Consider the following 26,951-nt stretch of genomic DNA (forward strand, 5'->3'; position numbering starts at 1 on the left):
CGCAAGGGTTCGTAACGTGATCGGTGTCAGGAAGAACCGGCACGGACCAGCAAGGCGGACCCCATGGTGACCCACGTTCCCTCCGAAGCGCCCGGCGACGAGCGCGGCATGCTCCTCTCCTTCGCCGAGGCCCAGCGCGGCGCGCTGCGGCGCTCCCTGCTCGGGCTGACCCCGGAGCAGGCCGCGAGCCGCCCCAGCGCCAGCGCGCTCTCGCTCTCCGGGCTCGTCAAGCACGTCGCCGAGACCGAGCTGAACTGGCTGCGGATGGCCCAGCAGCGGCCCAACGAGAAGGCCAGGACCGAGGCCACCTGGGCGGACTCCTTCCGGCTCGTCGGCGACGAGACCATCGAGGGCGTCCTGACGTTCTGGGACGGCGTCGTGGCCGAGCTGGAGGAGTTCATCCGCGAGGTGCCCGATCTGGGGGACACCTTCCCGCTGCCCGAGGCGCCGTGGTTCCCGAAGGAGGGGCGGGTCTCGATGCGCTGGCTGCTGGCCCACCTCGTCGAGGAGCACGCCCGGCACGCCGGACACGCCGACATCATCCGCGAGTCGCTGGACGGCCGGACCGCATTCGAGCTGGTCGCCCAGGAGAAGGGTTACTCTGGTCAAAGTTGACCAGAGAGGGTGCGTGCGATGTCCGCGATCCGGCTGCTGGTCCTCTGCGCCGTGCGTCGGCACGGCCGGGCGCACGGCTACCAGATCCGCAACGACCTGGAGTTCTGGGGCGCCCACGAGTGGTCCAACGCCAAGCCCGGGTCGATCTACCACGCACTGAAGCAGATGGCCGGGCAGGGGCTGCTGGTCGCCCACGAGACGGAGCCGAGCACCGTCGGCGGCCCGCCCCGCACGGAGTACGGGATCACCGAGCGCGGCGACGCGGAGTACTTCGCCCTGCTGCGCTCCGCGCTGACCTCGTACGACCAGAAGCCGGACGTGCTGACGGCGGCCCTGGGCGGGATCGTGGACCTCGGGCGGTCCGAGGCGGTCGCGCTGCTCAGGGAGCGGATCGCGGGGCTGGCGGCCTGGCGGGCCGCGGTCACCGAGCACTACGTACCGCAGGACGGGCCCGGGTCGGTCGGCCACATCGGCGAGATCATGAACCTCTGGATCCACTCCGCGGACGCCGGGGCCGAGTGGACGCGCGGCCTGATCGCCCGCATCGAGGGCGGGGCGTACACCTTCGCGGGCGAGGGCGAGATCTTCACCGGCATCCTCGCCGAGGGCCAGGAGAACCCGTACGCGACCGGCGTCCCGCACCCCGGCGACGAGGATTAGGGCCTTTCGTTTGGATCAGGCCGGGTTCGCGTGCCCCGGCACGCACCCTCGCCGCGTTGTCGTCGGTCGCCGACGCTCCTTCCCCGAGCTCTCGGCTTCGCTCGAGCAGGGGAGACCCCATCCGACTCCCTCCTCCGCCTCGCGATCGCACGGACCGGACCACGCTCACTGATCCGGCCTGATCCAAACGAAGGGCCCTGGACGCCCTGCTCCGCCCTCAGTGGTGGAAGGAGGTCGCCGCCGGTCGGTCGGCGCTCAGCGGGTGCGGCTGGCGGCGCAGCTCGGGCAGGAGCAGCCGGACGTCCTCCATCAGCAGTTCGGCGAGGTCCGAGGAGAAGCCGTTGCGGCAGACCACCCGCAGCACCGACAGGTCCTCCCGGTTGGCGGGGAAGGTGTACGCGGGCACCCGCCAGCCCTGCTCGCGCAGCCGCCGGGACAGGTCGAAGACGTCGTACGCCGTCACGTCCGGCGCGGTGGTGAGCGCGAAGACGGGCAGTTGGTCGCCGAGGGTGAGGAGGCGGAAGTCGTCCATCTCCCCGAGCTGTTTCGCGAGCCCGCACGCCACGTCCCGGGACGCCTGCTGGACGGCCCGGTAGCCCTCCCGGCCCAGTCGCAGGAAGGAGTAGTACTGCGCCACCACCTGGGCGCCCGGCCGGGAGAAGTTCAGCGCGAAGGTCGGCATGTCGCCGCCCAGGTAGTTGACCCGGAACACCAGCTCCTCGGGGAGTTCGGCGGGCGAGCGCCACAGCACCCAGCCGACGCCCGGGTAGACCAGGCCGTACTTGTGGCCGGAGGTGTTGATGGAGGCGACCCGGGCCAGCCGGAAGTCCCACTCCAGCTCCTCGTCCAGGAACGGCGCCACCATCGCCCCGGACGCCCCGTCGACATGGACGGGGATGTCGAGGCCGGTGCGTTCCTGGAGGGCGTCCAGCGCGGCGCACAGCTCGGCGATCGGCTCGTAGGAGCCGTCGAAGGTGGAGCCGAGGATGCCGACGACGCCGATGGTGTTCTCGTCGCAGAGCTCCGCCGCGGCCTGCGGGTCGAGGTGGAAGCGGTCGCCCTCCATCGGGACCTGGCGCGCCTCGATCTCCCAGAAGTTGCAGAACTTGTCCCAGCAGACCTGGACGTTGACGCCCATGACCAGGTTGGGCCGGGCGGTCGCCGGATAGCGGTCGGCGTTGCGTCGCGCCCAGCGGCGTTTGAGCGCCAGCCCGGCGAGCATGCACGCCTCGCTGGAGCCGGTGGTCGAGCAGCCGACGGCGGACGCGGGGTCGGGGGCGTTCCAGAGGTCGGCGAGCATCGCCACGCACCGCCGTTCCAGCTCGGCGGTGCGGGGGTACTCGTCCTTGTCGATCATGTTCTTGTCGCGGCACTCGGCCATCAGCACCCCGGCCTGCGGCTCCATCCAGGTGGTGACGAAGGTGGCGAGGTTGAGCCGGGAGTTGCCGTCGAGCATCAGCTCGTCGTGGACCAGTTTGTACGCGGTCGACGGCGGCATCGGCCCGTCGGGCAGCCGGTGCCGGGGCGGCGCCGACTCCATCCCGGCGGCGGGGTCGGCCTCCCCGTAGAACGGGTTGAGGGCGAGTCTGCTGCGGGCCGGGGACGGTTCCGCGTCCCGGGGCGAACCTTTGTGGAGCGGCATGGAGGGCAGCCCTTCTGGTCGGCGTCGGCGTCGGCCTGCGGACGGGTCAGCCCCTGTCGCCCAGGCCGTCCTTGATGGCCCGGGTGAACTTCACGACCCGCTCGGCCTGGACCCGGGCGGCGGTCAGGGTCTGGTCGCCGACCGGAATGTCGCCCTGCCCGGCCACGTGCGAGGTGCCGTACGGGTTGCCGTCGACGAACTTGGACGGGTCCGTGTAGCCGGGGGCGACGAGGATGCCGCCGAAGTGGTGGATGGAGTTGTAGAGCGCGAGCAGGGTCGACTCCTGGCCGCCGTGGGGGGTGCTGGTGGCGGTGAAGCCGCTGTAGACCTTGTCGGCGAGGTGGCCGGCCTGCCAGAGCCTGCCGAGGGTGTCGATGAACTGCTTCAGCTGCGAGGTGACGTTGCCGAAGCGGGTCGGCGACCCGAAGATCACCGCGTCCGCCCAGACCATGTCGTCGGGCGTGGCCACGGGGATGTCGGCGGTGGCCTTCGCGTTGGCCGCCCAGGCCGGGTTGGAGTCGATCGCCGCCTGCGGGGCCAGTTCGGCGGCCTTGCGCAGCCGTACCTCGGCCCCGGCCTTCTCCGCGTACTCCGCGACGGCCTTGGCGATCGTGGCGACGGTTCCGGTCGACGAGTAGTAGATGACGGCGACGTTGACGGGCGTGGGCATGGCGAAGACCTCCGACGGATCGGTACAGGAGGGGCGAATCCATCCGGATGCGACGATACGGAAGGTCCGGGGATCCGTCGCGCCGGGCGCGGCGCCTCACCTCAGCGGCGTACCGTCCTCGGTGAGCTGCATCTGCGGCCGCCCGGTCACCAGCAGCCAGGCGGGCAGCGAGGCCACGCAGAGGATCGGCAGCACCGCCGCGTCCCCGGCCAGCACCGCCGCGGTGAACAGGCTCAGCCAGCCCTGCCGGGTGACGGCCAGCAGCACCCCCAGCACCCCGCAGGTCACCGCCAGGGCCACCGGCACCGCCCCGACCAGGGCGTGGGCGCACAGCCCCAGCGCGGCGCCCACGAAGACGGCCGGGAAGATCCGCCCGCCCCGGAAGCCGCAGCTCGCCGCCGTCAGCAGGGCGGCCGCCTTCACCACGGCCATGACGGCGAACTGCCCGGCCGACCAGCCGCTGGGGTCGGCGGCCAGCTCCCGCACCTCGTCGAGCCCCTTGAACAGTGTCAGCCGCCCTCCCAGCGCCCCCAGCAGCCCGAGCAGCAGCCCGCCCGCGGTCAGCGCCAGAACGGTGCCCCACGAGGGGAGCGAGCGGAGCAACCGGAAGAACCGGTGGACGTACGGGAACGCGTACACCGCCAGCATCCCGAGCACCGCCCCCGCCGACGCGATCACCGCCGAGGAGATCAGGTCGCCCCAGTGCGGGCGGTCGTAGGGCGGCAGCGACAGATCGAAGCTGGGGTGGGCCAGCAGCGTCATGGTGAGCGCCCCGGCGGTCCCCGCGGCGAGCGGGGCGAAGAGGCGGTCCCAGAGCGCGCCGGGGCCGGGCCGGGAGGTGAGGGTCTCGGTCAGGATCAGCGCGGCGGCGACGGGGGTGCCGAAGAGGGCCCCGATGGTTCCGGCGGCGGCCAGGGCGAGCCACTGCCCGGCCGGGGTGCCGGGCAGGAGCCGGCCGCCGAGCCAGCAGGCCAGCGCGATGTTGGCGGCGGTGATCGGGTTCTCCGGGCCCAGGCTGACCCCGCCCGCCAGGGTGAGCACGGTGACGACCAGCAGCCCCGGGACCACCAGGGGCGGCAGCGGCGGGTCGACCAGCCCGGTGGTCGCCGGATCGGGGCCCGCGTGGCCGGGCACCACCCGGATCAGCACCCCGGTCACCAGTCCGCACGCGGTGAGCACGGCGACCGTCCAGAGCACGGAGTGGCGGCCCACGGAGAGCGCGTCGGGCAGCGACTCCCAGAGCACGTCCTGGAACCGCTCGGCGAGCAGGCTGACGCCCAGCAGGACGAGCGCGCTCAGCACCCCGACGGCCAGTGCGGGCACGATGGCGGGGAGCAGGCGCCGTGCGGTGGAGGGGGCCGCGGGGGCGAGGGATTCGGTGGCCACCGGCCCACGATAGAGGCGCAAAAGCCGCGTAACGCCATGAACCGCGCCGGGCGAGGAGAACGGGCTTGCACCTCACGTCGCGTCAGGACCGAGGCTCGGGACGTACCCGATCGCAGAAGGGAGCGGGGCAGCCATGGAGTACTCCGTGGGACAGGTCGCCGGATTCGCCGGGGTGACAGTGCGCACGCTGCACCACTACGACGGCATCGGACTGCTCTCGCCCACCGGGCGCAGCCGGGCCGGGCACCGCCGCTACGGCGACGGCGACCTCGACCGGCTCCAGCAGATCCTGTTCTACCGGGAGCTGGGCTTCCCGCTCGACGAGATCGCGGTACTGCTCGACGATCCGGGTGCGGACCCGCAGCAGCATCTGCGCCGCCAGCACCGACTGCTGACCGAGCGGATCGCCGAGCTCCGGAAGATGGCCGAGGCCGTCGAGAAAACGATGGAGGCGCGGAAGATGGGCATCAACCTCACGCCCGAGGAGAAGTTCGAGGTCTTCGGGGACAAGGACCCCGAGGCGCACGCGGAGGAGGCCGAGCGGCGCTGGGGCGGCACCGCCGCGTACGCCGAGTCGCAGCGCCGGGCCGCCCGGTACACCAAGGACGACTGGAAGCGGATGAAGGCCGAGGTCGACGAGTGGACCGCTGCCTACGTGGCCCTGATGGAGGCCGGTGAACCGGCCACGGGCGAGCGCGCCATGGACCTGGCCGAGGCCCACCGGCACCACGTCACCGGCTGGTTCCACGAGTGCGGCGTCGAGATGCACCGCGGCCTCGCCGAGATGTACGTCTCCGACCCGAGGTTCCGCGCGTTCTACGACGGGATGCGGCCGGGCCTGGCCGAGCACCTGCGGGACGCGATCATGGCCAACGCCCGGCGTATCGAGGACGGCGCCCAGGGGTGAGGCGTCCCGGGAATGAGGCGTCGCGGGGCGGGCGCCGTCCGTGCCCGCCCCGGCGGCGCCCCGCTCACTCCTTGCCGATCACGGCCGCCGTACCGTAGGCGCACACCTCCGTGCCCACGTCGGCGGCCTCGGTCACGTCGAAGCGCATCATCAGCACCGCGTTGGCGCCGCGGGCCCGCGCCTGCTCGACGAGTCGTTCCATCGCCTGGTTGCGGGTCGCCACCAGGGTCTTGGTCAGCCCCTTCAGCTCGCCGCCGATCATCGACTTGAGCCCGGCGCCGATCTGGCTGCCCAGATGGCGGGAGCGCACGGTCAGGCCGAACACCTCGCCGATCACCTGCGTCACCCGGTACCCGGGTACGTCGTTCGTCGTGACGACCAGGACGTCCGACTGGCCCGTCTGTCCGCCGCCGTACTCCTCAATGCCCATCGTCCGGCACCTCCTGGAGGACAGCTTTGCCCGGCTTGTTGTGATGCGCACCCCGGGTGGAGCGGTGCGCCGCTCCCCGCGGGGCATCTGGAACCCGGCGGTGTCATCGTGCGTTGATAGCTTTGGGCGGCCACGCCGCCGCAGCGGCCGCGCAGCCGCACCTCGACGACCTATTCCAGGAGCCCGGACCCTTGAACACGCTTGCGCTCGGACCGAGCTGGCTGGACCCGGACTATCTGATCAACACCTTCGGACTTCCCGGCGTCCTCCTCATCGTCTTCGCCGAGTCCGGACTGCTGATCGGTTTCTTCCTCCCCGGCGACTCGCTCCTGTTCACCACGGGCCTCCTGGTGACCACGGGCCAGCTGAAGACCCCGCTCTGGCTGGTCTGCCTGCTGGTGGCGCTGGCGGCGATCATCGGCGACCAGGTGGGCTACCTCTTCGGCCGCAAGGTCGGCCCCTCGCTCTTCAAGCGCCCCGACTCCCGCCTCTTCAAGCAGGAGAACGTGGAGAAGGCCCACGACTTCTTCGAGAAGTACGGCCCCAAGTCGCTGATCCTGGCCCGCTTCGTGCCCGTGGTCCGTACGTTCACGCCGATCATCGCCGGTGTGAGCCGGATGAACTACCGCTCGTTCATCATCTTCAACATCATCGGCGGCATCCTCTGGGGTGTCGGCGTCACCCTGCTCGGCTCCGCCCTCGGCAAGATCGACTTCGTCCACGAGAACATCGAGGCGATGCTCATCCTGATCGTGCTCATCTCGGTGGTGCCGATCGCGATCGAGTTCCTGCGGGCCCGCTCCAAGTCGAAGAAGGAAGCGGCCGCGGCCGACGCCGAGGGCGCCCCGGCCCAGCCGCAGCCCCAGCGCGGCCGCCACGCCAAGCGCTGAGACCGCTCCTCGGGGAACGGGGTCCTCCGGGGTACGGGGGGCCTCCGGGGGCGGGGGTCAGAAGCCGCGCGTCCGCTTGGCCGCGCGGCGCCCCGCCCCGCCGACCGCACCCGGCACCCGCATGAACAGCCGGGAGATCTCGCCCCCCAGGTTCACCCCGATCGCGATGGCCAGCGCGGTGGCCACCGCCGTCGACAGCGAGGCCAGCCCCGTGTTCACCCGCCCCTGGGCCACGGCCAGCAGACCGAAGTAGGTGGCCGAACCGGGCAGCAGCGGCCCGATCGCCGCCGTGATGAACGGCAGCGACGACGTCGACCGGTAGCGCGAGAACATCTGCCCGAACAGTCCCACCAGCCCGGCCGCCGTCGCCGTGGCCGCCACCGGCGAGATGCCGCCGGTCCGGGCCATCGCCCCGTAGACCACCCAGGCCACCGCGCCGTTCAGCGTCACCGCCAGCACCGTGGACCGGTCCTGCTGCAGCAGGATCGCGAAGGCGAAGCAGAGCGCCATCGACGCCAGGATCTGCACCACCGGCCGGTCGTGCGGCACGAACCGGGCCTCCGGATTCAGCTCGGCACCCAGCTGGAGCCCCAGGTACAGCGCCAGCAGCACCCCGAGGACGATCCCGATGAAGAGGTACATCACCTCCAGCAGCCGGGCCGCCGCGGTGATGTAGAAACCGGTCAGCCCGTCCTGCACCCCCGCCACCAGCGCCCGCCCCGGCAGGAGCGCGAACAGCCCACCGGTGATCACCGCGGACGGGCGCACGTCCGACCAGTGGGTGAGCGTCAGCGCCACCCCCAGCGCGGCCGGCGGCATCGCCGCCACCACGAACTGGTAGAACTCCGGCAGCCCCCGCCCGGCGCACAGCCAGGCGAGCCGGTCGCCGAGCATCGCGCCGAGCGCCGCCACCAGGAACACCACCACACCACCGCCGACCAGCACCGACGCCGCCCCGGCGAGCCCGCCCCCGGCCAGCGTCAGCACCCAGCCCGAGTACGGGTGCCGATTGCGCCGGATCTCCGCCAGCCGCCGGTAGGCGTCCTCCAGCGAGACGTCGACGTCCTCCGTGGTGATGTCGTCTATCAGCCGGAAGACGGCGGCCAACCGGGTGTAGTCGGTACCCCGGCGGCGCACGGTACGGCTCGCCGTCACCGGATCGTCGACCAGCGACGGCTGGTACGAGATCGACAGCAGGGTGAAGGTGACCGTGGGCTCCGAGCGGTCCAGGCCGTAGCTGCGGGTCACCGCGAACATGGCCGCCTCGACGTCCTCGGCACCCTCGCCGCCCGCCAGCAGCAGCTCCCCGATGCGCAGCGTCAGGTCGAGCACCCGGGGCACCGCCGGACCCGTCTCGTCGTCCTTCGGCGCCTGCTCCGGCGCCGGGCGCTCGGCGACCGGCATCCGCAGCATCGTGCGCATCCGGTCCTGCCAGGGCGCCTCCTGGCTCAGCCGGATCATCGGACTGCCGTGCGCCGGAGTGAACGCCGGCGGCGAGTGCTGCGCCCGGTACGTGCTCGGCGGGGCGAAGGCGGAACCGATCGTGTCCGAGCCCGACTCGGACCCCGAAGCGGAACCTGGACCCGAGCCCGTGGACTCGTTCACGAACCCTGCCGGAATGGCGAATTCCGAGGTCGGGTGGTCGTCCTCGGCCGGGGCCGGGCGCCGCTCCACCCCGGCCGGCGGGGCGAAGGCGCTGCGCGCCTCGTCGGACTGGGGCTTCTGGTCCTCAGGACCGCCCTGCTCCGCCACCACTGGACCTCGCTCCTCGCCGTACCGGCTCTGCCTGAGCCCAGTATGGCCACCGCCCCCCACCGGGGCGGGAAGCGGGCCGGGGCGGACACGCGAAACGGGCGGCACCCCGCCGGAGATGTCCGGAAGAAGTACCGCCCGCCCCTGCGGAACCACCGAAGCGGAACCGCTCACGACCCTCGGGTCAGTGCGCGCCGCCCTGCGCCTCGAGACGCTTGTAGGACGCCTCGATCTCGGCCTCGGCCTCGGCGCGGCCGACCCAGTCGGCACCCTCGACGGACTTGCCCGGCTCCAGGTCCTTGTAGACCTCGAAGAAGTGCTGGATCTCCAGGCGGTCGAACTCCGACACGTGGTGGATGTCGCGCAGGTGCTCCACCCGGGGGTCGGAGGCCGGCACGCACAGCAGCTTGTCGTCGCCGCCGGCCTCGTCCGTCATCCGGAACATGCCGATGGCGCGGCACTTGATGAGGCAGCCGGGGAAGGTCGGCTCGTCCAGCAGGACCAGCGCGTCCAGCGGGTCGCCGTCCTCGCCGAGGGTGTTCTCGACGAAGCCGTAGTCCGCCGGGTAGCTGGTCGAGGTGAAGAGTCGACGGTCCAGGCGGATCCGACCGGTCTCGTGGTCCACCTCGTACTTGTTCCGCGAACCCTTCGGGATCTCGATGGTGACGTCGAACTCCACGGGTGGCTCCTCCATGATCAACACATACGACTGGTGATTAAGTGTCCCCCACGCAGATGTGTGCTCGCGAAAGGGGCTGGTCAACGGTGGACGAGCCGGTGAAGAGACCGTCGGTCGATCCGCTGGACAAGCTGATCCGGCTCACCCGACGGGGCGGGGCGGTCAGGTTGACGCGGCTGAACGACCGGCAGTTCACCGCCGTCTCCGCCGGCCTCGGTCTGGTGCTCGCGGCCGGCGTCGTCCTTGCCGCCGGCCCGTGGGACTCGGGTCAGCGTAAGGCCGAGGCGGACCGGGCGGTCGCGTGGAGCCGTACAGGTGGCGCAGATCACGGGAGCGCCGAGGCGTCCGGCCCGAAACCCGCTCCCAGCGCCCCGCCCGTCCTCACCGCACTGACCGCCACCGCGGGCAACTCCGCCCCCGGCTCCCGCACCGCGCCCGACGCCGCCGCGCTCCGCGCCGCGCTCGGACCGCTGCTGAAGGACCCCGCCCTGGGCGACCGGCGCGCCGCCGTCGTCATCGACACGGCGAGCGGCGAGCGGCTGTACGGGAAGGGCGCCGGCACGCCCATGACCCCCGCGTCCACCGTCAAGATCGCCACCACGGTCGCCGCCCTGAGCGCCCTGGGCCCCGAGCACCGCATCGCCACCACCGTCCGGGCCACCGCCGACCACCGCACCCTCACCCTGGTCGGCGGCGGCGACCCCACCCTCGACCGGGCCGCCCTGCGCTCCCTGGCCACCACCACCGCCCGCACCCTCAAGCAGAACGGCGTCACCAGGGCCCGCCTGACGTACGACACCTCCCGCTACTCCGGCCCGGCCCGGCACCCGATCGGCCCCAACGAGAACCTCGCCCCCCTCAGCGCCCTGATGACCGACGAGGGCCGCCTCGACGACAGCGACAGCGGCCCCGCCCCGCGCACCGACGACCCGGCCGGCGACACCGCCCGCACCTTCGCGAAACTCCTCCACGACGCGGGCGTCACCACCGCCGCCCCCAAGCCCGGCCGCGCCCCCGCCGCGTCCCGAGAGGTCGCCGAGCACCGCTCGGCCCCCCTCTCCGACCTGGTCGAACGCGCCCTGACCAACAGCGACAACGACATCGCCGAGGCCCTCGCCCGGCAGACCGCCCTCGCCTCCGGCGAACCCGCCGACTTCGCCGGCTCCCGACGCGCCGTCACCGCCCGCCTCCAGAAACTCCGGCTGCCGCTGACCGGCGCCGTCCTCGCCGACGGCAGCGGACTCGACCGCGAGGACCGGGTCACCGCCGGACTGCTGGCCGGCCTCCTCGCCCGCGCCGCCGACCCGGACCACCCCGAACTCCGCCCCGTCCTCACCGGCCTCCCCGTCGCCGGATTCACCGGCACGCTCAGCGACCGCTACACCGGCAAGACCCGGGGCCCCGGCCTGATCCGCGCCAAGACCGGCACCCTCACCGGCGTGAACACCCTCGCCGGAACGGTCGTCGACCGCCGGGGACGGCTGCTCGCCTTCGCCTTCCTGGCCTCCGGCACCACCTCCCCGACCGACGCCCAGAACGCCCTCGACCGTCTCGCCTCCGCCCTGGGCGACGCCTGATCCGAGCCGTCCGACACCTCACCGCGGACGGACCCGAGCACGTACGGTTGACGCATGACGAGCATCGGTGGAGCCGAGATGGTCGACTGGAACCTCGCGGTCGCGACCGCGACCCGGCTGGTGCGCCCGGGGCCGGAGATCAGCCGCGAGGAGGCCCGCGCGGTCGTCGCCGAGCTCCGCCGCCACGCCAAGGCGTCGGAGGAGCACGTCCGTTCCTTCACCCGGATGATCCCGGAGGGGGCCGAGCCGGAGGACACCCCGGTCCTGGTCGTGGACCGGGCGGGCTGGATCAGGGCCAACGTGGCGGGCTTCCGCGAGCTGCTCCGCCCGCTGCTGGGCAAGATGAGCGAACGCCGCCCGTCCGGCCCCGGCGGCGCGGTCATCGGCGCCGTCGGCGGCAAGGTCACCGGCGTCGAGGTCGGCATGCTGCTGTCGTTCCTGGCCTCCCGCGTCCTCGGCCAGTACGAGACCTTCGCCCCGGCCACCCGCGAACTCCCCGCCGGGACCGACGGCGGCGGCCGGCTGCTGCTCGTCGCCCCCAACATCGTGCACGTCGAGCGCGAACTGGAGGTCGACCCGCACGACTTCCGGCTCTGGGTCGCCCTCCACGAGGAGACCCACCGCACCCAGTTCACCGGCGTCCCCTGGCTCCGCGACCACCTCCAGGGCGAGATCCAGTCATTCCTCGACGAGACCGACGTCGACCCGGCGACCCTGCTGGAACGGCTCCGCGAGGCCGCCCAGACCCTCGCCGGCGGCCGCCCCGAGGGCGAGGACGGCGAGGACGACGGCCGCAGCCTCGTCGAACTCGTCCAGACCCCCGGCCAGCGCGAGATCCTCGGCCGCCTCACCGCCGTGATGTCCCTGCTCGAGGGCCACGCCGACTACGTGATGGACGGCGTCGGCCCCGAGGTCGTCTCCTCCGTCGCCGAGATCCGCGAGAAGTTCCAGCAGCGCCGGGCGCGCGGCGCGGGCCGCCTCGACCAGGCCCTGCGCCGACTCCTCGGCCTCGACGCCAAGCTCCGCCAGTACCGCGACGGCGAACGGTTCGTCCGCGCCGTCGTCGACGAGGTCGGCATGGACGGCTTCAACCGGGTCTGGACCTCGCCGAACACCCTGCCCACCAAGGCGGAGATCGGGAAACCGGCGGACTGGATCGCACGGGTGCACCGCAAGGCGGAATCCTGACCGCCACCGGCGCGACGACGGGCGACAGCGAGCGAACGCGCGGGTAATCACCCATCCGAGGGACCGTTGGCGCAGGGAAAGGCGTGCAATGCTCGATGGACGGCCTGCCTCTGTCACCATCGACGCACTCTGAGTGACGGCACAATCCCGTCCGCCACTTCGAGGCGCCTCCCCGAACTCCACGAAGGGCACCGGACATGGGTCCTCATCCCGCGGTCGCGGCGATACGCCTGGCGGTCCGCCGCGTACTCCACGACGTACTCACCGAACACACCCGGAGCGCCGACCCCGACCGGCGCACCCCGCACCCCGAGCTCGCCGAAGCCGGTGCGGGCAGACAGCGCCCCACCCTCCCCGAACGCCCCGACACCCCGCTGGTGCTGGTGGCCTGTTCCGGCGGCGCCGACTCCATGGCGCTCGCCTCCGCCCTCGCCTTCGAGGCCCCCAAACTCTCCGTCCGCGCCGGCGGCATCACCGTCGACCACGGCCTCCAGGCCGGCTCCGACACCCGGGCCGCCGAGGTCGCCGAACGCCTCACCGCCCTGCGCCTCGACCCGGTCGAGGCCGTCGCCGTGCGCGTCGGCCACGACGGCGGACCCGAGGCCGCCGCCCGCGAAGCCCGCTACGCCGCCCTCGACGCCGCCGCCGAGCGGCACGGCGCCGCCGCCGTCCTCCTCGGACACACCCGCGACGACCAGGCGGAGACCGTCCTCCTCGGCCTCGCCCGCGGCTCCGGCATCCGCTCGCTCTCCGGCATGGCCGCCGCCTCCGGACCGGCCGGCCGCTACCGCCGCCCCTTCCTCCAGCTCGACCGCCAGACCGCCCGCACGGCCTGCCTGGCCCAGTCCCTGCCCGTCTGGGACGACCCGCACAACACCGACCCCGCCTACACCCGCTCCCGGCTCCGCCACGAGGGACTGCCCGCCCTGGAGAAGGCGCTCGGCAAGGGCGTCGTCGAGGCCCTGGCCCGCACCGCCCAGCTCTCCCGCGACGACGCCGACGCGCTGGACACCTGGGCCGCCGAGGCCGACCGCGCCGTACGCGACGAGGCGGGCCGCCTGGAATGCGCCAAGCTCTACGCACTGCCGCCCGCGGTACGCCGCCGGGTGCTGCGCCGGGCCGTGATGGAGGCCGGCTCCCCGGCCGGTTCGCTCTTCGCCCGGCACATCGAGGAGGTCGACCGTCTGATCACCGGCTGGCGCGGCCAACGGGCCATCAACCTGCCCGGACGCGTCGAGGCCATGCGCCAGGGTGGCAGACTGGTCATTCGGCAGAGCTGAATCACCAGCGGCCGACACGCAGGAGAGCGGCCGCGCCGGAGCGGGGCGGCACCCCCGTACCGGCAGGCACAGAAAGAGACCCGGGTGAACGAGAAGGACATGGGCACCGACCTCCAGGCGGTGCTCCTCACCAAGGAAGAGATCGACGCGAAGCTCGTCGAGCTGGCCGCGAAGATCGACGCGGAGTACGCGGGCAAGGACCTGCTCATCGTCGGCGTCCTCAAGGGCGCGGTGATGGTGATGGCGGACCTGGCGCGCGCGCTGTCCACCCCCGTCACCATGGACTGGATGGCCGTCTCGTCGTACGGGGCGGGCACCCAGTCCTCCGGCGTGGTCCGGATCCTCAAGGACCTGGACACCGACATCAAGGGCAGGCACGTCCTGATCGTCGAGGACATCATCGACTCCGGCCTGACCCTGTCGTGGCTGATGTCGAACCTCGGCTCGCGCGAGCCCGCCTCCCTGGAGATCTGCACCCTGCTGCGGAAGCCGGACGCGGCCAAGGTCGCGCTCGACTGCAAATGGGTCGGTTTCGACATCCCCAACGAATTCGTCGTCGGCTACGGGCTCGACTACGCCGAGAAGTACCGCAACCTGCCCTTCGTCGGCACGCTCGCCCCGCACGTCTACGGCGGCTGACCTCCGCCGGACCCCTCCGCCCGGCCCCCGGGCCTCCGGCACCGCCGGAACCGGCGGGCCGGGAACCTTTCACCGGATTCCCGCCGTTGGGCCTTCGGAGGCGGGTTTTGACGGACGTCCCCGGCAGCCGCGGGTGACAATGCTGGGGTACCGTCCGAAGAACAGTCTTTTCTCACAGCAGCATTTACCTACGGGCAGGAGGGACGGGGCGGATTCGCCCCGTATGGATGGACGTGAAGCGATACTTCCGTGGGCCGGTCATGTGGATCGTGCTGGCCGTCCTCGCCGTGGTCGTGTTGATGACAGTCGTCGGCTCGTCGGGCGGCTACAAATCGGTGGACACCGGCCAGGTGATCCAGGCGATCAGCAAGGACCAGGTGGCGCAGGCCAAACTGACCACCGGTGACGAACAGACCATCAAGATCGAGCTGAAGAAGGGCGCCAAGCTCCCGGACGAGTCCGGCACCAAGTTCCAGGCGAGCTACATCGGCGACCAGGGCGTCCAGCTCGCCGACACGCTGCAGAAGAAGTTCGAGAGCGGCTCGATCGACAAGGGCTACACGGTCTCGCCGTCGAAGCAGTCGCCGTTCATCTCGATCCTGCTCTCGCTGCTGCCCTTCGTCCTCATCGTGGTCGTCTTCCTGTTCCTGATGAACCAGATGCAGGGCGGCGGCTCCCGGGTCATGCAGTTCGGGAAGTCCAAGGCCAAGCTGATCACCAAGGACACGCCGAAGACGACGTTCGCCGACGTCGCGGGCTCGGACGAGGCGGTCGAGGAGCTCCAGGAGATCAAGGAGTTCCTCCAGGAGCCGGCGAAGTTCCAGGCCGTCGGCGCGAAGATCCCCAAGGGCGTCCTGCTCTACGGCCCTCCCGGTACGGGCAAGACGCTGCTCGCGCGGGCCGTGGCCGGCGAGGCGGGCGTGCCGTTCTACTCGATCTCCGGTTCCGACTTCGTCGAGATGTTCGTCGGTGTCGGCGCCAGCCGGGTCCGCGACCTCTTCGAGCAGGCCAAGGCGAACGCCCCGGCGATCGTCTTCGTCGACGAGATCGACGCCGTCGGCCGCCACCGCGGCGCCGGCATGGGCGGCGGCCACGACGAGCGCGAGCAGACGCTCAACCAGCTGCTCGTCGAGATGGACGGCTTCGACGTGAAGGGCGGCGTCATCCTGATCGCCGCCACGAACCGGCCGGACATCCTCGACCCGGCGCTGCTGCGCCCGGGCCGTTTCGACCGGCAGATCGCGGTCGACCGGCCGGACATGCAGGGCCGTCTGGAGATCCTCAAGGTCCACCAGAAGGGCAAGCCGGTCGCGAAGGACGTCGACCTCGGCGCCGTCGCCCGCCGCACCCCCGGCTTCACCGGTGCCGACCTGTCGAACGTGCTCAACGAGGCGGCGCTCCTCACGGCGCGCAGCAACCAGAAGCTGATCGACAACAAGATGCTCGACGAGGCCATCGACCGCGTCGTGGCGGGCCCGCAGAAGCGGACCCGGATCATGTCCGAGAAGGAGAAGAAGATCACCGCGTACCACGAGGGCGGACACGCCCTGGTCGCGGCGGCCTCTCCCCAGGCGGACCCGGTCCACAAGATCACGATCCTCTCCCGCGGCCGCGCCCTCGGTTACACGATGGTGCTCCCGGAGGAGGACAAGTACTCCACGACGCGCAACGAGATGCTCGACCAGCTGGCGTACATGCTGGGCGGGCGCGCGGCCGAGGAGCTGGTCTTCCACGACCCGACCACCGGCGCTGCCAACGACATCGAGAAGGCCACCGCCACGGCCCGCGCGATGGTCACGCAGTACGGCATGACGGAGCGGCTCGGCGCGATCAAGTTCGGCGGCGACAACACCGAACCGTTCGTGGGCCGGGAGATGGGCCACCAGCGCGACTACTCGGAAGAGGTCGCGGCGCTCGTCGACGAAGAGGTCAAGAAGCTCATCGAGACCGCCCACAACGACGCGTGGGAGATCCTGGTCGAGAACCGGGACGTGCTGGACAACCTCGTTCTCCAGCTCCTGGAGAAGGAGACGCTGGGCAAGGAGGAGATCGCCGAGATCTTCGCCCCGATCGTGAAGCGCCCGGCCCGCCCGGCGTGGACCGGTTCAGCCCGGCGTACGCCGTCCACCCGCCCGCCGGTGCTCTCGCCCAAGGAGCTCGCGCTCACCAACGGCGCCACCACGGCGAACGGAACGGCCGTCCCCACGGACACCGCCCCGGCCACCGAGGCGGTCCCGGAGGACCGGCCCGAGAGCTGAACCCCGTTCCCCGGTGTGGCCCCTTTCACGGGGGTCCCGCCGGGCCCGGAATGGAAGCCGCGCCCCCACAGGTTCTAGCCTGAGGGGGCGCGGCTATTTCGTACGTCCGTGCGGGGGTATGCGCGGGTGACAGTTCAGAGGAACGAGGCACAGATGACCGACCCGGTGACGCTGGACGGCCAGGGTTCGATCGGCGAGTTCGACGAGAAGAGGGCCGAGGCGGCAGTCCGCGAGCTCCTCATCGCCGTGGGCGAGGACCCGGACCGCGAGGGCCTCCGGGAGACCCCGGCGCGGGTGGCGAGGGCGTACAAGGAGATCCTGGCGGGTCTGTGGCAGGCGCCCGAGGACGTCCTGACTACCACGTTCGACCTGGGCCACGACGAGATGGTCCTGGTGAAGGACATCGAGATCGTGAGCCTCTGCGAACACCACCTGCTGCCGTTCCACGGTGTCGCGCACATCGGCTACATCCCGGCGGAGAGCGGCAAGATCACCGGGCTCTCCAAGCTGGCCCGGCTGGTCGAGGTCTACGCCCGGCGGCCGCAGGTGCAGGAGCGGCTGACCACGCAGGTCGCGGACTCGCTGATGCGCATCCTGGAAGCGCGCGGCGCGATCGTGGTCATCGAGGCAGAGCACATGTGCATGTCGGTCCGCGGTATCCGCAAGCCCGGGGCGAAGACGACGACCTCGGCGGTGCGGGGCCAGCTGCGTGACGCCTCGACGAGGGCCGAGGCGATGAGTCTGATACTGGCGCGATAGCCGGATTGTCCGTAACTGGGCCTATCCTCCTGGACCGGTGTAGATCATCCGGGTCCGGGAGGATGCGTTCATGGGGCAGGGACTTCCGAGCAAGCAGACCGTGAACGCGGTGGGCGGGCGTGAACAGGCCCGGAGTGTGCGGGCCGGGACCCGGCTCTGGACGCTGGACGCGACCCGCACGGTGCGGACGACCGTCACGGGTGTGACGGTCGCCAAGGCACGGGATGCCGTGGACGTGGTGACCAGCCACACGGCGTTCACCGTGAGCGCGAACGTCGGTTTCCTGGCCGAGCTCGCCGGGGTCATCGGTGCGCGGTTCACCCCCCGGCCGCGAGGGCTCGCATCCCATCTCACCGTCGTCGACAACTGGGCGGCCCGCGGAACCTTCCGGCCGGAACAGCATCCCCTGCACCCGGTCGAGTCGGGCCGGGTCGAGGTCGTGGACGTACGCCCCCGCCGTGCCGATGGAAAGCCGTTCACCTTCTACGGCTTCTGCCTGGACCCGTATCCGACCTTCCTGGTGAACGGGCACCTGGCTCGTCAGGCGTGGTGATCCAGGACCTACGCGGTCGCCGAGGTCTTGTTCCCGTCCTCGTCGTCGGGGAGCTTGCAGATGCGCTCCAGCCAGAGGGCCGCGGCGATCACGGCGATTCCGGCGAGGACGGCGAAGCCGGCGTAGATCGCCTGGTCGCGGCGGGCGGGCTGGTCGAGGTGGCCGAGGAGGAAGACGCCGGTGCCGCCGTACATGCCGGAGACCAGGGCGACGACCAGGGCGCTGGCCTGGGCGAAGACCAGCGCGCGGGCCGCCATCAGCGGCTCGATGCCCTTGGCCCCCGGCCGGCGCTCGCGCTGGGCGCGCAGCCGGGAGCGGAGGGTGAACGCCGTCGCCAGCAGGACGACGGCGATCACCGCGAGGACGATCGGGGCGGCGAGGGGCACGCTCGGCAGGCTGCCCAGGGCGTCCCAGAGGCGGGCGCCGCCCCAGGAGAGCACCCCGGCCGCGGCGAAGAGGCCGGCCAGTACCCCGAGCCTGAGTTGCTTCACCGCGTGATCCACCCTTCGCCGCCCGCGCGGCCCCTGTCGCCGGTGGCCCGTCCCGGCGTACCGGACGGGCCTTTTCCGTCGAGCCTAACGACTACTCGGGCAGCCGGAGTTCCAGGTCGGTCCGGGGCAGTACGCCGTCCCGGCCGACCGCGGCCAGCAGTTGGGTCACCGGACCGGAGCCGGGCAGCTGGGCCTCGGGGTCGACGTCCAGCCAGGGGGCGAGGACGAAGGCCCGTTCGGCGGCCCTGGGGTGCGGAAGGGTGAGCACCGGGTCGTCGGAGACGACGTCCGCGTAGGCGACGATGTCGACGTCGAGGGTGCGCGGGCCCCAGCGCTCCTCGCGGACCCGCTCGAACGCCTCCTCGACGGCCTGGCCGCGCTCCAGCAGGGAGGACGGGGGGAGCGTCGTCTTCACGACGATCACCGCGTTGAAGTACGAGGACTGGGAGCCGGGCTCGACGCCCCAGGGCTCCGTCTCGTACACCGGGGAGACCGCCTTGACCCGGAGGCCGGGGGTGTCCTCCAGGGCGTCTATGGCGCCCTGGAGGGTCTCCAGGCGGTTGCCGAGGTTGGAGCCGAGGGAGATCACGGCCCGCTTCGGGTTGGAGAGGGTGATGTCCGCCGCGTCCACCTGCTCGACCACGGAGGCGGGCACGGGCTGGACGGTCGGGTCGCTCTGCCCTTCGGTGGAAAACGAGGTCATGCTCGGCTCCGGGTGATGGTGATGGTGACGTCGTCGAAGGGGACGGTGATCGGCGCGTCCGGCTTGTGCACCACCACCTCCACCTCCTCGACCCCTTCGTGCTTGAGGCACGTGCGGGCGATACGGTCCGCGAGTGTCTCGATCAGGTCGACGGGCTCGCCCCGCACGACCTCGACGACCTCCTCCGCGACGACGCCGTAGTGCACGGTCTTCGTCAGGTCGTCGGAGGCCGCCGCCGGACGGGTGTCGAGGCCGAGCACCAGGTCGACGATGAACGTCTGGCCCTCCTCCCGCTCCTTGGGGAAGACGCCATGGTGTCCACGGGCCTTGAGGCCGCGCAGCGCGACACGATCCACGCGAATCACTCCTGCTCTCGTTGGTCCTGAGACACGGGGCCGCGTGCGGACGGCGAGGTGCCCACTTTCGAATTTACCTTCGAGCACTGACGGCACTCTCCCGTGGGTACCCGGCAAGCGGATTCCACGGGGGCTGGAAGCCGCGTATACCCGCGCTTCCCGGTTCCAACCCCTTTCCGGCGTACGGTCGGCCGGAATCCGGGGCGGAAGCGGGCCGGGACCGGGCGACGAGGCGGGACCGGACGGGTCGGGGAGGAGGGGCCGGACGGGTCAGGAGGAGGACTCTTCGTCCCCTTCTTCACCGGTTTCGGTGAGTACGGGGGAGCCGTGGTGGGACCAGAGCTTCCAGCCGTCCGGTGTGCGCCGGAACACATTGGTGGCCACGACGAGCTGGCCGACCAGCGGGCCGAGCGCGTTGCCGTCCTCGGCGGGTCCGCCGCTGAGGATGTTCTCCGTGCAGGTCACCAGGGCGGTGTCGCCGGTCATCGAGATCCCGACGTCGGTCAGGAAGAACTGGATGTACTCGGTGTTCGCCATGATCAGCGCATAGCTGCGCAGCACCTCGCCGCGGCCGGTCAGCACCGGCCAGCCCGGGTGGACGCAGGAGACGGTGAGGTCCTCGCCGGGCAGCCAGAGCCCGGAGAGCTCCTCGAAGTCGCCGTGCTCCATCGCCTCGTAGAAGGCGGTGTTGGCCCGTTCGACGGCGGCGATGTCGGCGGCGGCCTCCGCGTGCTCGTCGCGGCCGGTGCTCACGCGGCTCCCTCGACGGCGCGGGCTACCCGGACCGCGTCGGCGGTGGCCCGCACCTCGTGGACCCGGACGGCCCAGGCGCCGGCGTGCGCGGAGAGCGCGGAGACGGCCGCGGTGGCGGCGTCGCGTTCGCGGGCGGGCGGTGGTGTGGCGCCCTCGCCCGCCAGGACGTGGCCGAGGAAGCGCTTGCGGGAGGCGGCGACCAGCAGGGGGCGGCCCAGGGCGCGCAGCGCGTCGAGGCGGGCGATCAGGGCGAGGTCGTGGGCGGCCTCCTTGGCGAAGCCGAGGCCGGGGTCGATCACGACGCGTTCCGGGGCGATACCGCCCGCGACCACGGCGTCCATCCGTTCGCGCAGCTCCGCGACGACCTCGGCGACGACGTCCCCGTAGACCGCGCGGCTGTTCATGGACTCGCTGAAGCCGCGCCAGTGCATCACGACGAACGGGGCGCCGGCCGCGGCGACGACCGGGATCATGTCGGGGTCGGCGAGGCCGCCGCTCACGTCGTTGACCAGGACGGCGCCCGCCGCGACGGCCTGCTCGGCGACCCGGGCCCGCATGGTGTCGACGGAGACCGTGACCCCCTCGGCGGCCAGTCCCCGGACCACCGGGACCACCCGCCGCAGCTCCTCCTCGGCGTCCACGCGGGTGGCGCCGGGGCGGGTCGACTCGCCGCCGACGTCGATCAGGTCGGCGCCCTGGGCGACCAGGTCGAGGCCGTGTTTGACCGCGGCCGTGGTGTCGAACCAGCGGCCTCCGTCGGAGAAGGAGTCCGGGGTCACGTTCACGACACCCATGACCGCGCAGCGGTCCCACTCCGGCAGGCCCTGGACCGTGCCTCGTCCACGCAACGTACTCATGTGTCCAGCGTAGGCCTGTACGGAGGGGGACTATGCCGCGTGCGCGTGCCGCTCGGGGCCCGGAGCGGGGGTGTGGGCGCAGGGGCGGGGGCCGGGGGCCGGGAAGCGGCGGGCGAAGGGGCGGGGGAGGGAGAAGCTGACGAAGCCCTCCGCCTGCATGGCGGCGAAGGAGATCCGGGGGAGGTCCCCGGCGTTGCGGTAGACGACGAAGCGGGGTTCCCAGCGGGGCCGGAACTTGGCGTTGAACTTGTACAGCGACTCGATCTGGAACCAGCGGGAGAGGAAGATCAGCAGCCCGCGCCAGGTCCGCAGCACCGGCCCGGCGCCCAGCTTCTCGCCGCGGGCGAGGGCCGAGCGGAACATCGCGAAGTTCAGCGAGACGCGCTCGACGTCGAGGCCGGGGGCGGCCTGGAGGGCGGCGACGATCAGCAGCTCGTTCATGCCGGGGTCGGCGGAGCGGTCACGGCGCATCAGGTCGAGGGACATGCCGTCGGTGCCCCAGGGGACGAAGTGGAGTACGGCCTTCAGGTCGCCGTACGGGGAGTCCGTGCCGGACTCGTCGGCCTTGTGGGCGGTGGCGACGACGCAGTCGCCGTCGGCCGCGTCGCCGAGCCGGCCGAGCGCCATGGAGAAGCCGCGCTCGTGGTCGGTGCCGCGCCAGTCGTCGGCGGCGCGGCGGATGCGGGCGAGCTCGTCCTCGCCGATGTCGCGGACGCGGCGGACGCGGGTCTCGTAGCCGAGGCGTTCAATGCGCTTCACCATCTGGCGTACGTTGCGCATCGGGCGCCCGGCGAGGGAGAAATCCGCGACGTCCACCACCGCCTCGTCGCCGAGTTCCAGGGCGTCGAGTCCGGTCTCGCGGGTCCAGACCTCGCCGCCGGTCTCGCTGCACCCCATCACGGCGGGGGTCCAGGAGTGGGCCCGGGCCTCGTCCATGAAGCGCTCGATGGCGCCGGGCCATGCCTCGACGTCGCCGATCGGGTCGCCGCTGGCGAGCATCACCCCGGACACCACGCGGTAGCAGACGGCGGCCTTGCCGCTGGGGGAGAAGACGACGCCCTTGTCGCGGCGGAGGGCGAAGTGGCCGAGCGAGTCGCGGCCGCCGTGCTTCTCCAGGAGGGCGCGCAGCCGGACCTCGTCGTCCTCGGTGAGCCGGGCGGCCGGGTGCTCGGGGCGGAAGGCGAAGTAGACGGTGGTGACGGCGGTCAGCAGGCCCAGGGCGCCGAGGGAGTAGCCCACGGTCCAGGAGGTGTCGCCGGTGTACCGGACGGGGCCCTCGACGCCGAGCATCCCGTACAGGGCGTGCTGGAGCCGGTCGGCGATGCTGGGGTCGCCGACCACCCGGCCGGGGTGCGCGCTGACGACGGCGACGCCCAGGGCGAGCGAACCCGCGCCGAGGAGGACGAAGTTGGCCAGCGCGCGCCAGCGGCTGCGGGGGTCGGGGAGGGCGGAGAACTCGCCCCGGTGACGGACCAGCAGCATGCAGAGCGCCAGCGAGACCAGGGCGCCGACCACCGAGTGACGGTACGTGAACTGCGCGAGGGCGCCGGCCGGGAGCAGCAGGACGGCGGCCCGCCAGGCCCGCCGCTTGCGCCGCTTGAGGCCGTGGGCGAGGAGCAGGAGGAGGACGCCGGCGCTCAGCGAGAGCGCGGCGGCGAACGGGCCGAGGGCGCCGGGCAGCACCTCGGCGAGGGTGTGCATCCGGCTGTGCCGGAAGCGGGGGAAGACGCCCGCGGCGACGTCGATCAGGCCGACGACGGTGCAGGCGGTACCCACGAGGCCCGGTACCGTTTCGGGGCGGGGGCCTCGTACGAACTTGCTTACGGGACTCGGAACCGATCCCGATTTATCCCCATCTAGCGTGACAGACATCGCTTCCCGTGGCTCCGCGAGAGAATCTTGAGTCCTTCGGACATATGCCTCAGGACGATGTGCGATCTGTAGGACGAGGCTTCCGCGCCGCGGGTTCACCCACGCACGGAAAATTCCAGAGAAGAAAGCTCACCATCCATGGGTCTTACCAGTAAGACGCTTCTGGTTCTGGCCATCGTGCTGGCCGTGGTGTTCTTCGCCGCCACGATCTGGCTCTGGCCCCGGCTGTCCCGTCGCAGCGTGCCCGCGGTGTCCGGCCGGATCGGCCTCATGCTGGCAACCCAGGTGACCATCTTCGTCACGGTGGCCCTGGTGGCGAACAACTCCTTCCTCTTCTACGGGTCGTGGGCCGATCTGTTCGGCCGGAAGCAGGACCTGGGTGTGGTCACCGACCACGCGGCGGCCACCCTGGCCTCGAAGAACATCGTCCGGGTCGGGGAGCAGCGGCCGCAGGTGCCGGGCGGACCGCGCCCCGAGGTGAGCGGCCGGATCGACAAGGTCGTGGTCGCGGGCAAGCGGTCGGGGATCGAGAGCTCGGCGTACGTGTACCTGCCGCCGGAGTACTTCCAGCCGGCCTTCTCGCGTCGGAAGTTCCCCGCGGTCGAGGTGCTGACCGGCTATCCGGGGGTCGCGGAGAACCTCCTCAAGGGGCTCGACTATCCGCGGACCGCACACGAACGGGTGAAAGCAGGACGGTCGCAGCCGATGATCCTGGTGATGCTGCGGCCGACGGTCGCGCCGCCCCGGGACACCGAGTGCGTGGACATCGAGGGCGGGCCGCAGACCGAGACCTTCCTGGCCGAGGACGTGCCGCAGGCGGTCTCCGAGTCGTACCGGGTCGGGAGGCTCGCCCGGAACTGGGGCATCATCGGCAACTCGACCGGTGGCTACTGCGCGCTGAAGATCGGGCTGCACCACCCGGACCGGTTCATCGCGAGCGCCGGGCTCTCCGCCTACTACAAGGCGGCCGAGGACCCGACGACCGGTGACCTCTTCCAGGGCGACCAGGACGCGCGGAACCGGGCGGACCTGATGTGGACGCTGGACAACATGCCGCAGCCCGACTCGTCCTTCCTGGTCACCACCTCCCGGCACGGCGAGGGCAACTACACCACCACGCGGCGGTTCATCTCCAAGGTGAAGGCGCCCGCCCAGGTGTCCTCGATCGTGCTGGACAGCGGCGGGCACAACTTCAACACCTGGCGGCGGGAGATCCCCTCGGCGCTGGACTGGCTGAGCAGCCGGCTCAGCGAGAACTGACGGTCGCCCGTCCCCGGGGGCCCCGGCTCAGAGCGTGGCGCGCTCCACGGTCTCGACCGTCACCTCGGCCCGCGGGAGGTCCTGGGCGTCCGCGTCGATCGAGCGGCGCAGCGCCTCGTGCAGCCGGGCGGGGGTGAGGACGCCGAGGAAGCGGCCGGTGCCCTGCGCGTCGAGGACGGCGATCCAGCCGGCGTCGTGCTGGAGCATGGTGGAGAACGCCTGTTTGAGCGGGGCGCCGAGGGGGAGCCACGCCTCCATCCGGCGGGCGTGCGCGCGTACGGTCCCGGTTGCGTCGGCCGCGTCGGCGGCGTCGGCCGGGAGCCAGCCGTGCAGCTGGTCCTCGCCGTCCAGGACGACGGCCCAGCGCGCGCCCTCGGCGCGGAGCCGTCCGGTGGCCCGGGCCAGGGGGTCGTCGAGGTGGACGACCGGGGGCTGGTCGAGGTCGCTCTCCTCGACGGGGGTGACGGAGAGCCGCTTGAGGCCGCGGTCGGCGCCGACGAAGTCCGCGACGTACCGGGTGGCGGGGGCGCCGAGCACGGTGGCGGGGGTGTCGAACTGCTCGATGGAGCCCTGTCCGTAGACGGCGATCCGGTCGCCGAGCCGGACGGCCTCCTCGATGTCGTGGGTGACGAACAGGACGGTTTTGCGGACCTGTTCCTGGAGTTTCAGGAATTCGTTCTGGAGCCGTTCCCGGACGACCGGGTCGACCGCGCCGAAAGGCTCGTCCATCAGCAGGACCGGCGGGTCGGCGGCCAGCGCCCTTGCCACGCCGACGCGTTGGCGCTGACCTCCGGAAAGTTGTTCCGGATAGCGGTCGCCATAAACGGAAGGGTCGAGTCCGACCAGGTCGAGGAGTTCGGCCGCGCGCTGCCGTCCCTTTCCCTTTTTCCAGCCCAGGAGATGCGGGACGGTCGCGGTGTTCTCCAGGACCGTGCGGTGCGGGAAGAGCCCCACCTGCTGGATCACATATCCGATACGGCGGCGGAGTGCGACGGGGTCGATGGTGGATATGTCGTCCCCGTCGACGAATATCCGGCCCTCGGTCGGTTCGGTCAGCCGGTTCACCATCTTCATGGTCGTCGTCTTGCCGCAGCCGGACGGTCCGACGAGCGTGACCAGTTCACCCTCGGCGACCTCGAAGGAAAGGTCGTCGACGGCGGTGGTGCCGTCCGCGTACCGCTTGGTGACGTGCTCGAAACGGATCATGGTTCCCCCATTGTGGCGCGAGTTCTGTGAAGGGCGTGTTGCTGAAATACAACGGTCCCCACGATTGTCAGTGGCCGAGGATAGGGTCACCGGACAGGCGTACGAAGTGCCGACGGGAGGTGGGGGCGGATGGCCGCGGGGAAGAACTGCCTGGTGGCGAACGACTGGATCTGCGGGGAGTATCTCCGTTCCCGCGGCCAGGAGTTGACCGACGCGACGGTCCAACACGTCTGGATCACCGGGGTCTCGGTGGCGATCGGGCTTCTGGTGGCCTTTCCGCTGGCGCTGCTGGCGCGGCGCGGCCGGCGGTTCGCCGCCCCGGTGCTCGGGCTGACTACGGTGCTCTACACGGTCCCCTCGCTCGCCCTCTTCTCGTTGCTGCTGCCCCTCTTCGGGCTCTCCGCCGCCCTGGTGGTCACCGGCCTCGTGCTCTACTCGCTGACCGTCCTGGTGCGGAACATCCTGGCGGGCCTCGAAGCCGTTCCGCCGGAGGCGAAGGAGGCGGCGAGAGGGATGGGCTACGGGCCGGTGCGGCTGCTGTGGGAGGTCGAACTTCCCCTGGCGATGCCCGCGTTGATGGCCGGGGTGCGGATCGCCACGGTCTCCACGATCGCGCTGACGACGGTCGGTTCGATCGTCGGCAGGGGCGGGCTGGGCAACCTCATCGGGGACGCGCTGCCCAGCTTCTTCAAGGCCCAGGTGCTCACCGCCTCGGTGCTGTGCGTGCTGCTGGCGGTCGTCGCGGACCTGTTGCTGCTCGGCGTGCAGCGGCTGCTGACGCCCTGGACCCGCATACGTACCGCCCCCGTGGCGGACCCGGCGGCGAAGGCGGTCTGAATCCATGGGGGTCATGAGCGGGGCCTGGGCGTGGCTCACCACCGGGGCCAACTGGTCGGGGGAGAGCGGTGCGGCCCACCGGCTCGCCGAGCACCTGTACGTGAGCGGGGTGGCGCTCGCCCTGGCGTGCGTGGTCGCGCTGCCCGTCGGCCTGTATCTGGGGCATCTAGGGAAGGGCGGCGCGCTGGCGGTCAACATCTCCAACGTGGGGCGGGCGGTACCGGTCTTCGCCGTGCTGGCCCTCTTCATGGTCTCGCCGCTGCGCAACGCCGGCTACGTGCCGACGGTCGTCGCGCTGGTGCTGTTCGCGGTGCCGCCGCTGCTGACCAACGCCTACGTCGGGATGACGGAGGTCGACCGGTCGGTGACGGAGGCGGCGCGAGGCATGGGCATGACCGGCCGTCAGCTCTTCCTCCGGGTCGAGCTGCCGCTGGCCCACCCGATGGTGATGACCGGGCTGCGGTCGGCCGCCGTCCAGGTGGTCGCCACGGCCACGATCGCGGCGATGGTCGGCCAGGGCGGCCTCGGCCGGATCATCACCGCCGGCTTCAACACCTACAACACCCCGCAGGTGGTCGCGGGGGCGGTGCTGGTCGCCGCGCTCGCGCTGCTGGTGGAGGGCGTGCTGGTGGCCCTGGACCGGCTGCTGTCGCCGCTGGGCCGCCGCCGGGCGGCATGACGCCGTCCGTACGCGCGCGGGCCCGGCGGCCGACCGCTCCCCTTCCCCGCGG

At 71.8% G+C, this 26,951-nt stretch carries 27 protein-coding genes; 14 read left to right on the forward strand and 13 right to left on the reverse strand.

What is annotated here, in order from left to right; translation table 11 throughout:
* Positions 1-63 precede the first annotated feature (63 nt).
* On the forward strand, positions 64-615 hold the full coding sequence (locus tag ACWC97_RS15080; RefSeq protein ID WP_450649575.1) for a DinB family protein: 552 nt from the start codon (positions 64-66) through the stop codon (positions 613-615).
* Positions 616-633: 18 nt separating this feature from the next.
* Entirely contained in the window at positions 634-1,275 is a 642-nt protein-coding gene (locus ACWC97_RS15085; RefSeq protein ID WP_450649577.1) for a PadR family transcriptional regulator, read from the forward strand.
* 217 nt (positions 1,276-1,492) lie between these two features.
* On the opposite strand, the gene ACWC97_RS15090 is transcribed toward ACWC97_RS15085, so the two are convergent.
* From ACWC97_RS15090 to ACWC97_RS15100, 3 genes are all read right to left on the reverse strand, one after another.
* Positions 1,493-2,917: a glutamate decarboxylase gene (locus tag ACWC97_RS15090; protein ID WP_450649579.1), complete on the reverse strand. Its 1,425-nt coding sequence runs from the start codon at positions 2,915-2,917 to the stop codon at positions 1,493-1,495.
* A gap of 46 nt (positions 2,918-2,963) precedes the next feature.
* Positions 2,964-3,587 (reverse strand): NAD(P)H:quinone oxidoreductase, encoded by a 624-nt coding sequence (gene wrbA, locus ACWC97_RS15095; protein WP_352275557.1) that lies wholly within the window; start codon positions 3,585-3,587, stop codon positions 2,964-2,966.
* A gap of 96 nt (positions 3,588-3,683) precedes the next feature.
* Positions 3,684-4,973, reverse strand: a complete 1,290-nt coding sequence (locus ACWC97_RS15100) for an ion channel protein (protein ID WP_352275556.1) — start codon at positions 4,971-4,973, stop codon at positions 3,684-3,686.
* A gap of 133 nt (positions 4,974-5,106) precedes the next feature.
* Here ACWC97_RS15100 and ACWC97_RS15105 point away from each other — a divergent pair, with 133 nt between their 5' ends.
* The gene (locus tag ACWC97_RS15105) at positions 5,107-5,880 is read left to right on the forward strand and encodes a MerR family transcriptional regulator (RefSeq protein ID WP_450649582.1); all 774 of its coding nucleotides are present in this window, start codon (positions 5,107-5,109) and stop codon (positions 5,878-5,880) included.
* A gap of 64 nt (positions 5,881-5,944) precedes the next feature.
* Here the strand turns inward: ACWC97_RS15105 and ACWC97_RS15110 are convergent, their stop codons facing one another.
* Complete coding sequence (locus ACWC97_RS15110; protein WP_352275553.1) at positions 5,945-6,310, reverse strand: YbjQ family protein; 366 nt, start codon at positions 6,308-6,310, stop codon at positions 5,945-5,947.
* Between the two features lie 191 nt (positions 6,311-6,501).
* On the opposite strand from ACWC97_RS15110, the gene ACWC97_RS15115 reads away from it, so the two are divergent.
* The gene (locus tag ACWC97_RS15115) at positions 6,502-7,200 is read left to right on the forward strand and encodes a DedA family protein (protein WP_352275552.1); all 699 of its coding nucleotides are present in this window, start codon (positions 6,502-6,504) and stop codon (positions 7,198-7,200) included.
* A 57-nt stretch (positions 7,201-7,257) separates the two neighbouring features.
* Here ACWC97_RS15115 and ACWC97_RS15120 read toward each other — a convergent pair whose 3' ends face one another.
* Together ACWC97_RS15120 and ACWC97_RS15125 are read right to left on the reverse strand one after the other, a co-directional pair.
* The gene (locus ACWC97_RS15120) at positions 7,258-8,955 is read right to left on the reverse strand and encodes a threonine/serine exporter family protein (protein WP_352275551.1); all 1,698 of its coding nucleotides are present in this window, start codon (positions 8,953-8,955) and stop codon (positions 7,258-7,260) included.
* Positions 8,956-9,136: 181 nt separating this feature from the next.
* On the reverse strand, positions 9,137-9,631 hold the full coding sequence (locus ACWC97_RS15125; protein ID WP_351518875.1) for an inorganic diphosphatase: 495 nt from the start codon (positions 9,629-9,631) through the stop codon (positions 9,137-9,139).
* Between the two features lie 86 nt (positions 9,632-9,717).
* Here ACWC97_RS15125 and dacB point away from each other — a divergent pair, with 86 nt between their 5' ends.
* The 7 genes from dacB to ACWC97_RS15160 all read left to right on the forward strand — a co-directional run bounded on the left by dacB (position 9,718) and on the right by ACWC97_RS15160 (position 17,885).
* Complete coding sequence (dacB, locus tag ACWC97_RS15130; protein WP_352275550.1) at positions 9,718-11,208, forward strand: D-alanyl-D-alanine carboxypeptidase/D-alanyl-D-alanine endopeptidase; 1,491 nt, start codon at positions 9,718-9,720, stop codon at positions 11,206-11,208.
* Positions 11,209-11,262: 54 nt separating this feature from the next.
* Positions 11,263-12,396 carry a zinc-dependent metalloprotease gene (locus ACWC97_RS15135; RefSeq protein WP_352275549.1) on the forward strand — a complete coding sequence of 378 codons (1,134 nt, stop codon included), beginning with the start codon at positions 11,263-11,265 and terminating at the stop codon, positions 12,394-12,396.
* Positions 12,397-12,593: 197 nt separating this feature from the next.
* The gene (gene tilS / locus ACWC97_RS15140) at positions 12,594-13,676 is read left to right on the forward strand and encodes a tRNA lysidine(34) synthetase TilS (RefSeq protein ID WP_352275548.1); all 1,083 of its coding nucleotides are present in this window, start codon (positions 12,594-12,596) and stop codon (positions 13,674-13,676) included.
* A gap of 99 nt (positions 13,677-13,775) precedes the next feature.
* Entirely contained in the window at positions 13,776-14,315 is a 540-nt protein-coding gene (gene hpt / locus ACWC97_RS15145) for a hypoxanthine phosphoribosyltransferase (protein WP_352275807.1), read from the forward strand.
* A 227-nt stretch (positions 14,316-14,542) separates the two neighbouring features.
* Complete coding sequence (gene ftsH, locus ACWC97_RS15150; RefSeq protein ID WP_352275547.1) at positions 14,543-16,573, forward strand: ATP-dependent zinc metalloprotease FtsH; 2,031 nt, start codon at positions 14,543-14,545, stop codon at positions 16,571-16,573.
* Between the two features lie 153 nt (positions 16,574-16,726).
* Positions 16,727-17,332: a GTP cyclohydrolase I FolE gene (gene folE / locus ACWC97_RS15155; RefSeq protein WP_352275545.1), complete on the forward strand. Its 606-nt coding sequence runs from the start codon at positions 16,727-16,729 to the stop codon at positions 17,330-17,332.
* 70 nt (positions 17,333-17,402) lie between these two features.
* Positions 17,403-17,885 carry a hypothetical protein gene (locus ACWC97_RS15160; RefSeq protein ID WP_450649586.1) on the forward strand — a complete coding sequence of 161 codons (483 nt, stop codon included), beginning with the start codon at positions 17,403-17,405 and terminating at the stop codon, positions 17,883-17,885.
* A gap of 8 nt (positions 17,886-17,893) precedes the next feature.
* Here ACWC97_RS15160 and ACWC97_RS15165 read toward each other — a convergent pair whose 3' ends face one another.
* The 6 genes from ACWC97_RS15165 to ACWC97_RS15190 all read right to left on the reverse strand — a co-directional run bounded on the left by ACWC97_RS15165 (position 17,894) and on the right by ACWC97_RS15190 (position 22,917).
* Entirely contained in the window at positions 17,894-18,376 is a 483-nt protein-coding gene (locus ACWC97_RS15165) for a DUF3180 domain-containing protein (RefSeq protein WP_450649588.1), read from the reverse strand.
* 91 nt (positions 18,377-18,467) lie between these two features.
* Entirely contained in the window at positions 18,468-19,079 is a 612-nt protein-coding gene (gene folK, locus ACWC97_RS15170; protein WP_352275542.1) for a 2-amino-4-hydroxy-6-hydroxymethyldihydropteridine diphosphokinase, read from the reverse strand.
* The gene (gene folB, locus ACWC97_RS15175; RefSeq protein ID WP_352275541.1) at positions 19,076-19,435 is read right to left on the reverse strand and encodes a dihydroneopterin aldolase; all 360 of its coding nucleotides are present in this window, start codon (positions 19,433-19,435) and stop codon (positions 19,076-19,078) included. The genes folK and folB overlap by 4 nt, the downstream gene beginning before the upstream one ends.
* A gap of 270 nt (positions 19,436-19,705) precedes the next feature.
* Positions 19,706-20,188: a nuclear transport factor 2 family protein gene (locus tag ACWC97_RS15180; RefSeq protein WP_385203781.1), complete on the reverse strand. Its 483-nt coding sequence runs from the start codon at positions 20,186-20,188 to the stop codon at positions 19,706-19,708.
* A complete protein-coding gene (gene folP, locus ACWC97_RS15185) occupies positions 20,185-21,045 on the reverse strand; it encodes a dihydropteroate synthase (RefSeq protein WP_450649591.1) in 861 nt (286 codons plus the stop codon). Before folP ends, ACWC97_RS15180 begins: the two co-directional genes overlap by 4 nt.
* A 30-nt stretch (positions 21,046-21,075) precedes the next feature.
* Positions 21,076-22,917 (reverse strand): phosphatidylglycerol lysyltransferase domain-containing protein, encoded by a 1,842-nt coding sequence (locus ACWC97_RS15190; protein ID WP_450649593.1) that lies wholly within the window; start codon positions 22,915-22,917, stop codon positions 21,076-21,078.
* Between the two features lie 138 nt (positions 22,918-23,055).
* Between ACWC97_RS15190 and ACWC97_RS15195 the strand changes: the two genes are divergently transcribed.
* Positions 23,056-24,177, forward strand: a complete 1,122-nt coding sequence (locus ACWC97_RS15195; RefSeq protein WP_352275535.1) for an alpha/beta hydrolase — start codon at positions 23,056-23,058, stop codon at positions 24,175-24,177.
* Positions 24,178-24,204: 27 nt separating this feature from the next.
* On the opposite strand, the gene ACWC97_RS15200 is transcribed toward ACWC97_RS15195, so the two are convergent.
* The gene (locus ACWC97_RS15200; protein WP_352275534.1) at positions 24,205-25,383 is read right to left on the reverse strand and encodes an ABC transporter ATP-binding protein; all 1,179 of its coding nucleotides are present in this window, start codon (positions 25,381-25,383) and stop codon (positions 24,205-24,207) included.
* A 129-nt stretch (positions 25,384-25,512) separates the two neighbouring features.
* Between ACWC97_RS15200 and ACWC97_RS15205 the strand changes: the two genes are divergently transcribed.
* Positions 25,513-26,220 (forward strand): ABC transporter permease, encoded by a 708-nt coding sequence (locus tag ACWC97_RS15205; protein ID WP_352275533.1) that lies wholly within the window; start codon positions 25,513-25,515, stop codon positions 26,218-26,220.
* Between the two features lie 4 nt (positions 26,221-26,224).
* Entirely contained in the window at positions 26,225-26,899 is a 675-nt protein-coding gene (locus tag ACWC97_RS15210; protein WP_352275531.1) for an ABC transporter permease, read from the forward strand.
* Positions 26,900-26,951: the final 52 nt, after the last annotated feature.

The sequence above is a fragment of the Streptomyces sp. NPDC001108 genome (assembly GCF_053598535.1).

Coding starts and splice junctions, on each gene's coding strand:
- folP (WP_450649591.1), bottom strand. CDS start 21,045: ATGAGTACGTTGCGTGGACGAGGCACGGTCCAGGGCCTGCCGGAGTGG.
- wrbA (WP_352275557.1), bottom strand. CDS start 3,587: ATGCCCACGCCCGTCAACGTCGCCGTCATCTACTACTCGTCGACCGGA.
- tilS (WP_352275548.1), top strand. CDS start 12,594: ATGGGTCCTCATCCCGCGGTCGCGGCGATACGCCTGGCGGTCCGCCGC.
- ftsH (WP_352275547.1), top strand. CDS start 14,543: ATGGACGTGAAGCGATACTTCCGTGGGCCGGTCATGTGGATCGTGCTG.
- folK (WP_352275542.1), bottom strand. CDS start 19,079: ATGACCTCGTTTTCCACCGAAGGGCAGAGCGACCCGACCGTCCAGCCC.
- ACWC97_RS15090 (WP_450649579.1), bottom strand. CDS start 2,917: ATGCCGCTCCACAAAGGTTCGCCCCGGGACGCGGAACCGTCCCCGGCC.
- ACWC97_RS15135 (WP_352275549.1), top strand. CDS start 11,263: ATGACGAGCATCGGTGGAGCCGAGATGGTCGACTGGAACCTCGCGGTC.
- ACWC97_RS15085 (WP_450649577.1), top strand. CDS start 634: ATGTCCGCGATCCGGCTGCTGGTCCTCTGCGCCGTGCGTCGGCACGGC.
- ACWC97_RS15200 (WP_352275534.1), bottom strand. CDS start 25,383: ATGATCCGTTTCGAGCACGTCACCAAGCGGTACGCGGACGGCACCACC.
- ACWC97_RS15190 (WP_450649593.1), bottom strand. CDS start 22,917: ATGTCTGTCACGCTAGATGGGGATAAATCGGGATCGGTTCCGAGTCCC.
- ACWC97_RS15080 (WP_450649575.1), top strand. CDS start 64: ATGGTGACCCACGTTCCCTCCGAAGCGCCCGGCGACGAGCGCGGCATG.
- ACWC97_RS15195 (WP_352275535.1), top strand. CDS start 23,056: ATGGGTCTTACCAGTAAGACGCTTCTGGTTCTGGCCATCGTGCTGGCC.
- folE (WP_352275545.1), top strand. CDS start 16,727: ATGACCGACCCGGTGACGCTGGACGGCCAGGGTTCGATCGGCGAGTTC.
- ACWC97_RS15210 (WP_352275531.1), top strand. CDS start 26,225: ATGGGGGTCATGAGCGGGGCCTGGGCGTGGCTCACCACCGGGGCCAAC.
- ACWC97_RS15105 (WP_450649582.1), top strand. CDS start 5,107: ATGGAGTACTCCGTGGGACAGGTCGCCGGATTCGCCGGGGTGACAGTG.
- ACWC97_RS15160 (WP_450649586.1), top strand. CDS start 17,403: ATGGGGCAGGGACTTCCGAGCAAGCAGACCGTGAACGCGGTGGGCGGG.
- ACWC97_RS15110 (WP_352275553.1), bottom strand. CDS start 6,310: ATGGGCATTGAGGAGTACGGCGGCGGACAGACGGGCCAGTCGGACGTC.
- hpt (WP_352275807.1), top strand. CDS start 13,776: ATGGGCACCGACCTCCAGGCGGTGCTCCTCACCAAGGAAGAGATCGAC.
- ACWC97_RS15205 (WP_352275533.1), top strand. CDS start 25,513: ATGGCCGCGGGGAAGAACTGCCTGGTGGCGAACGACTGGATCTGCGGG.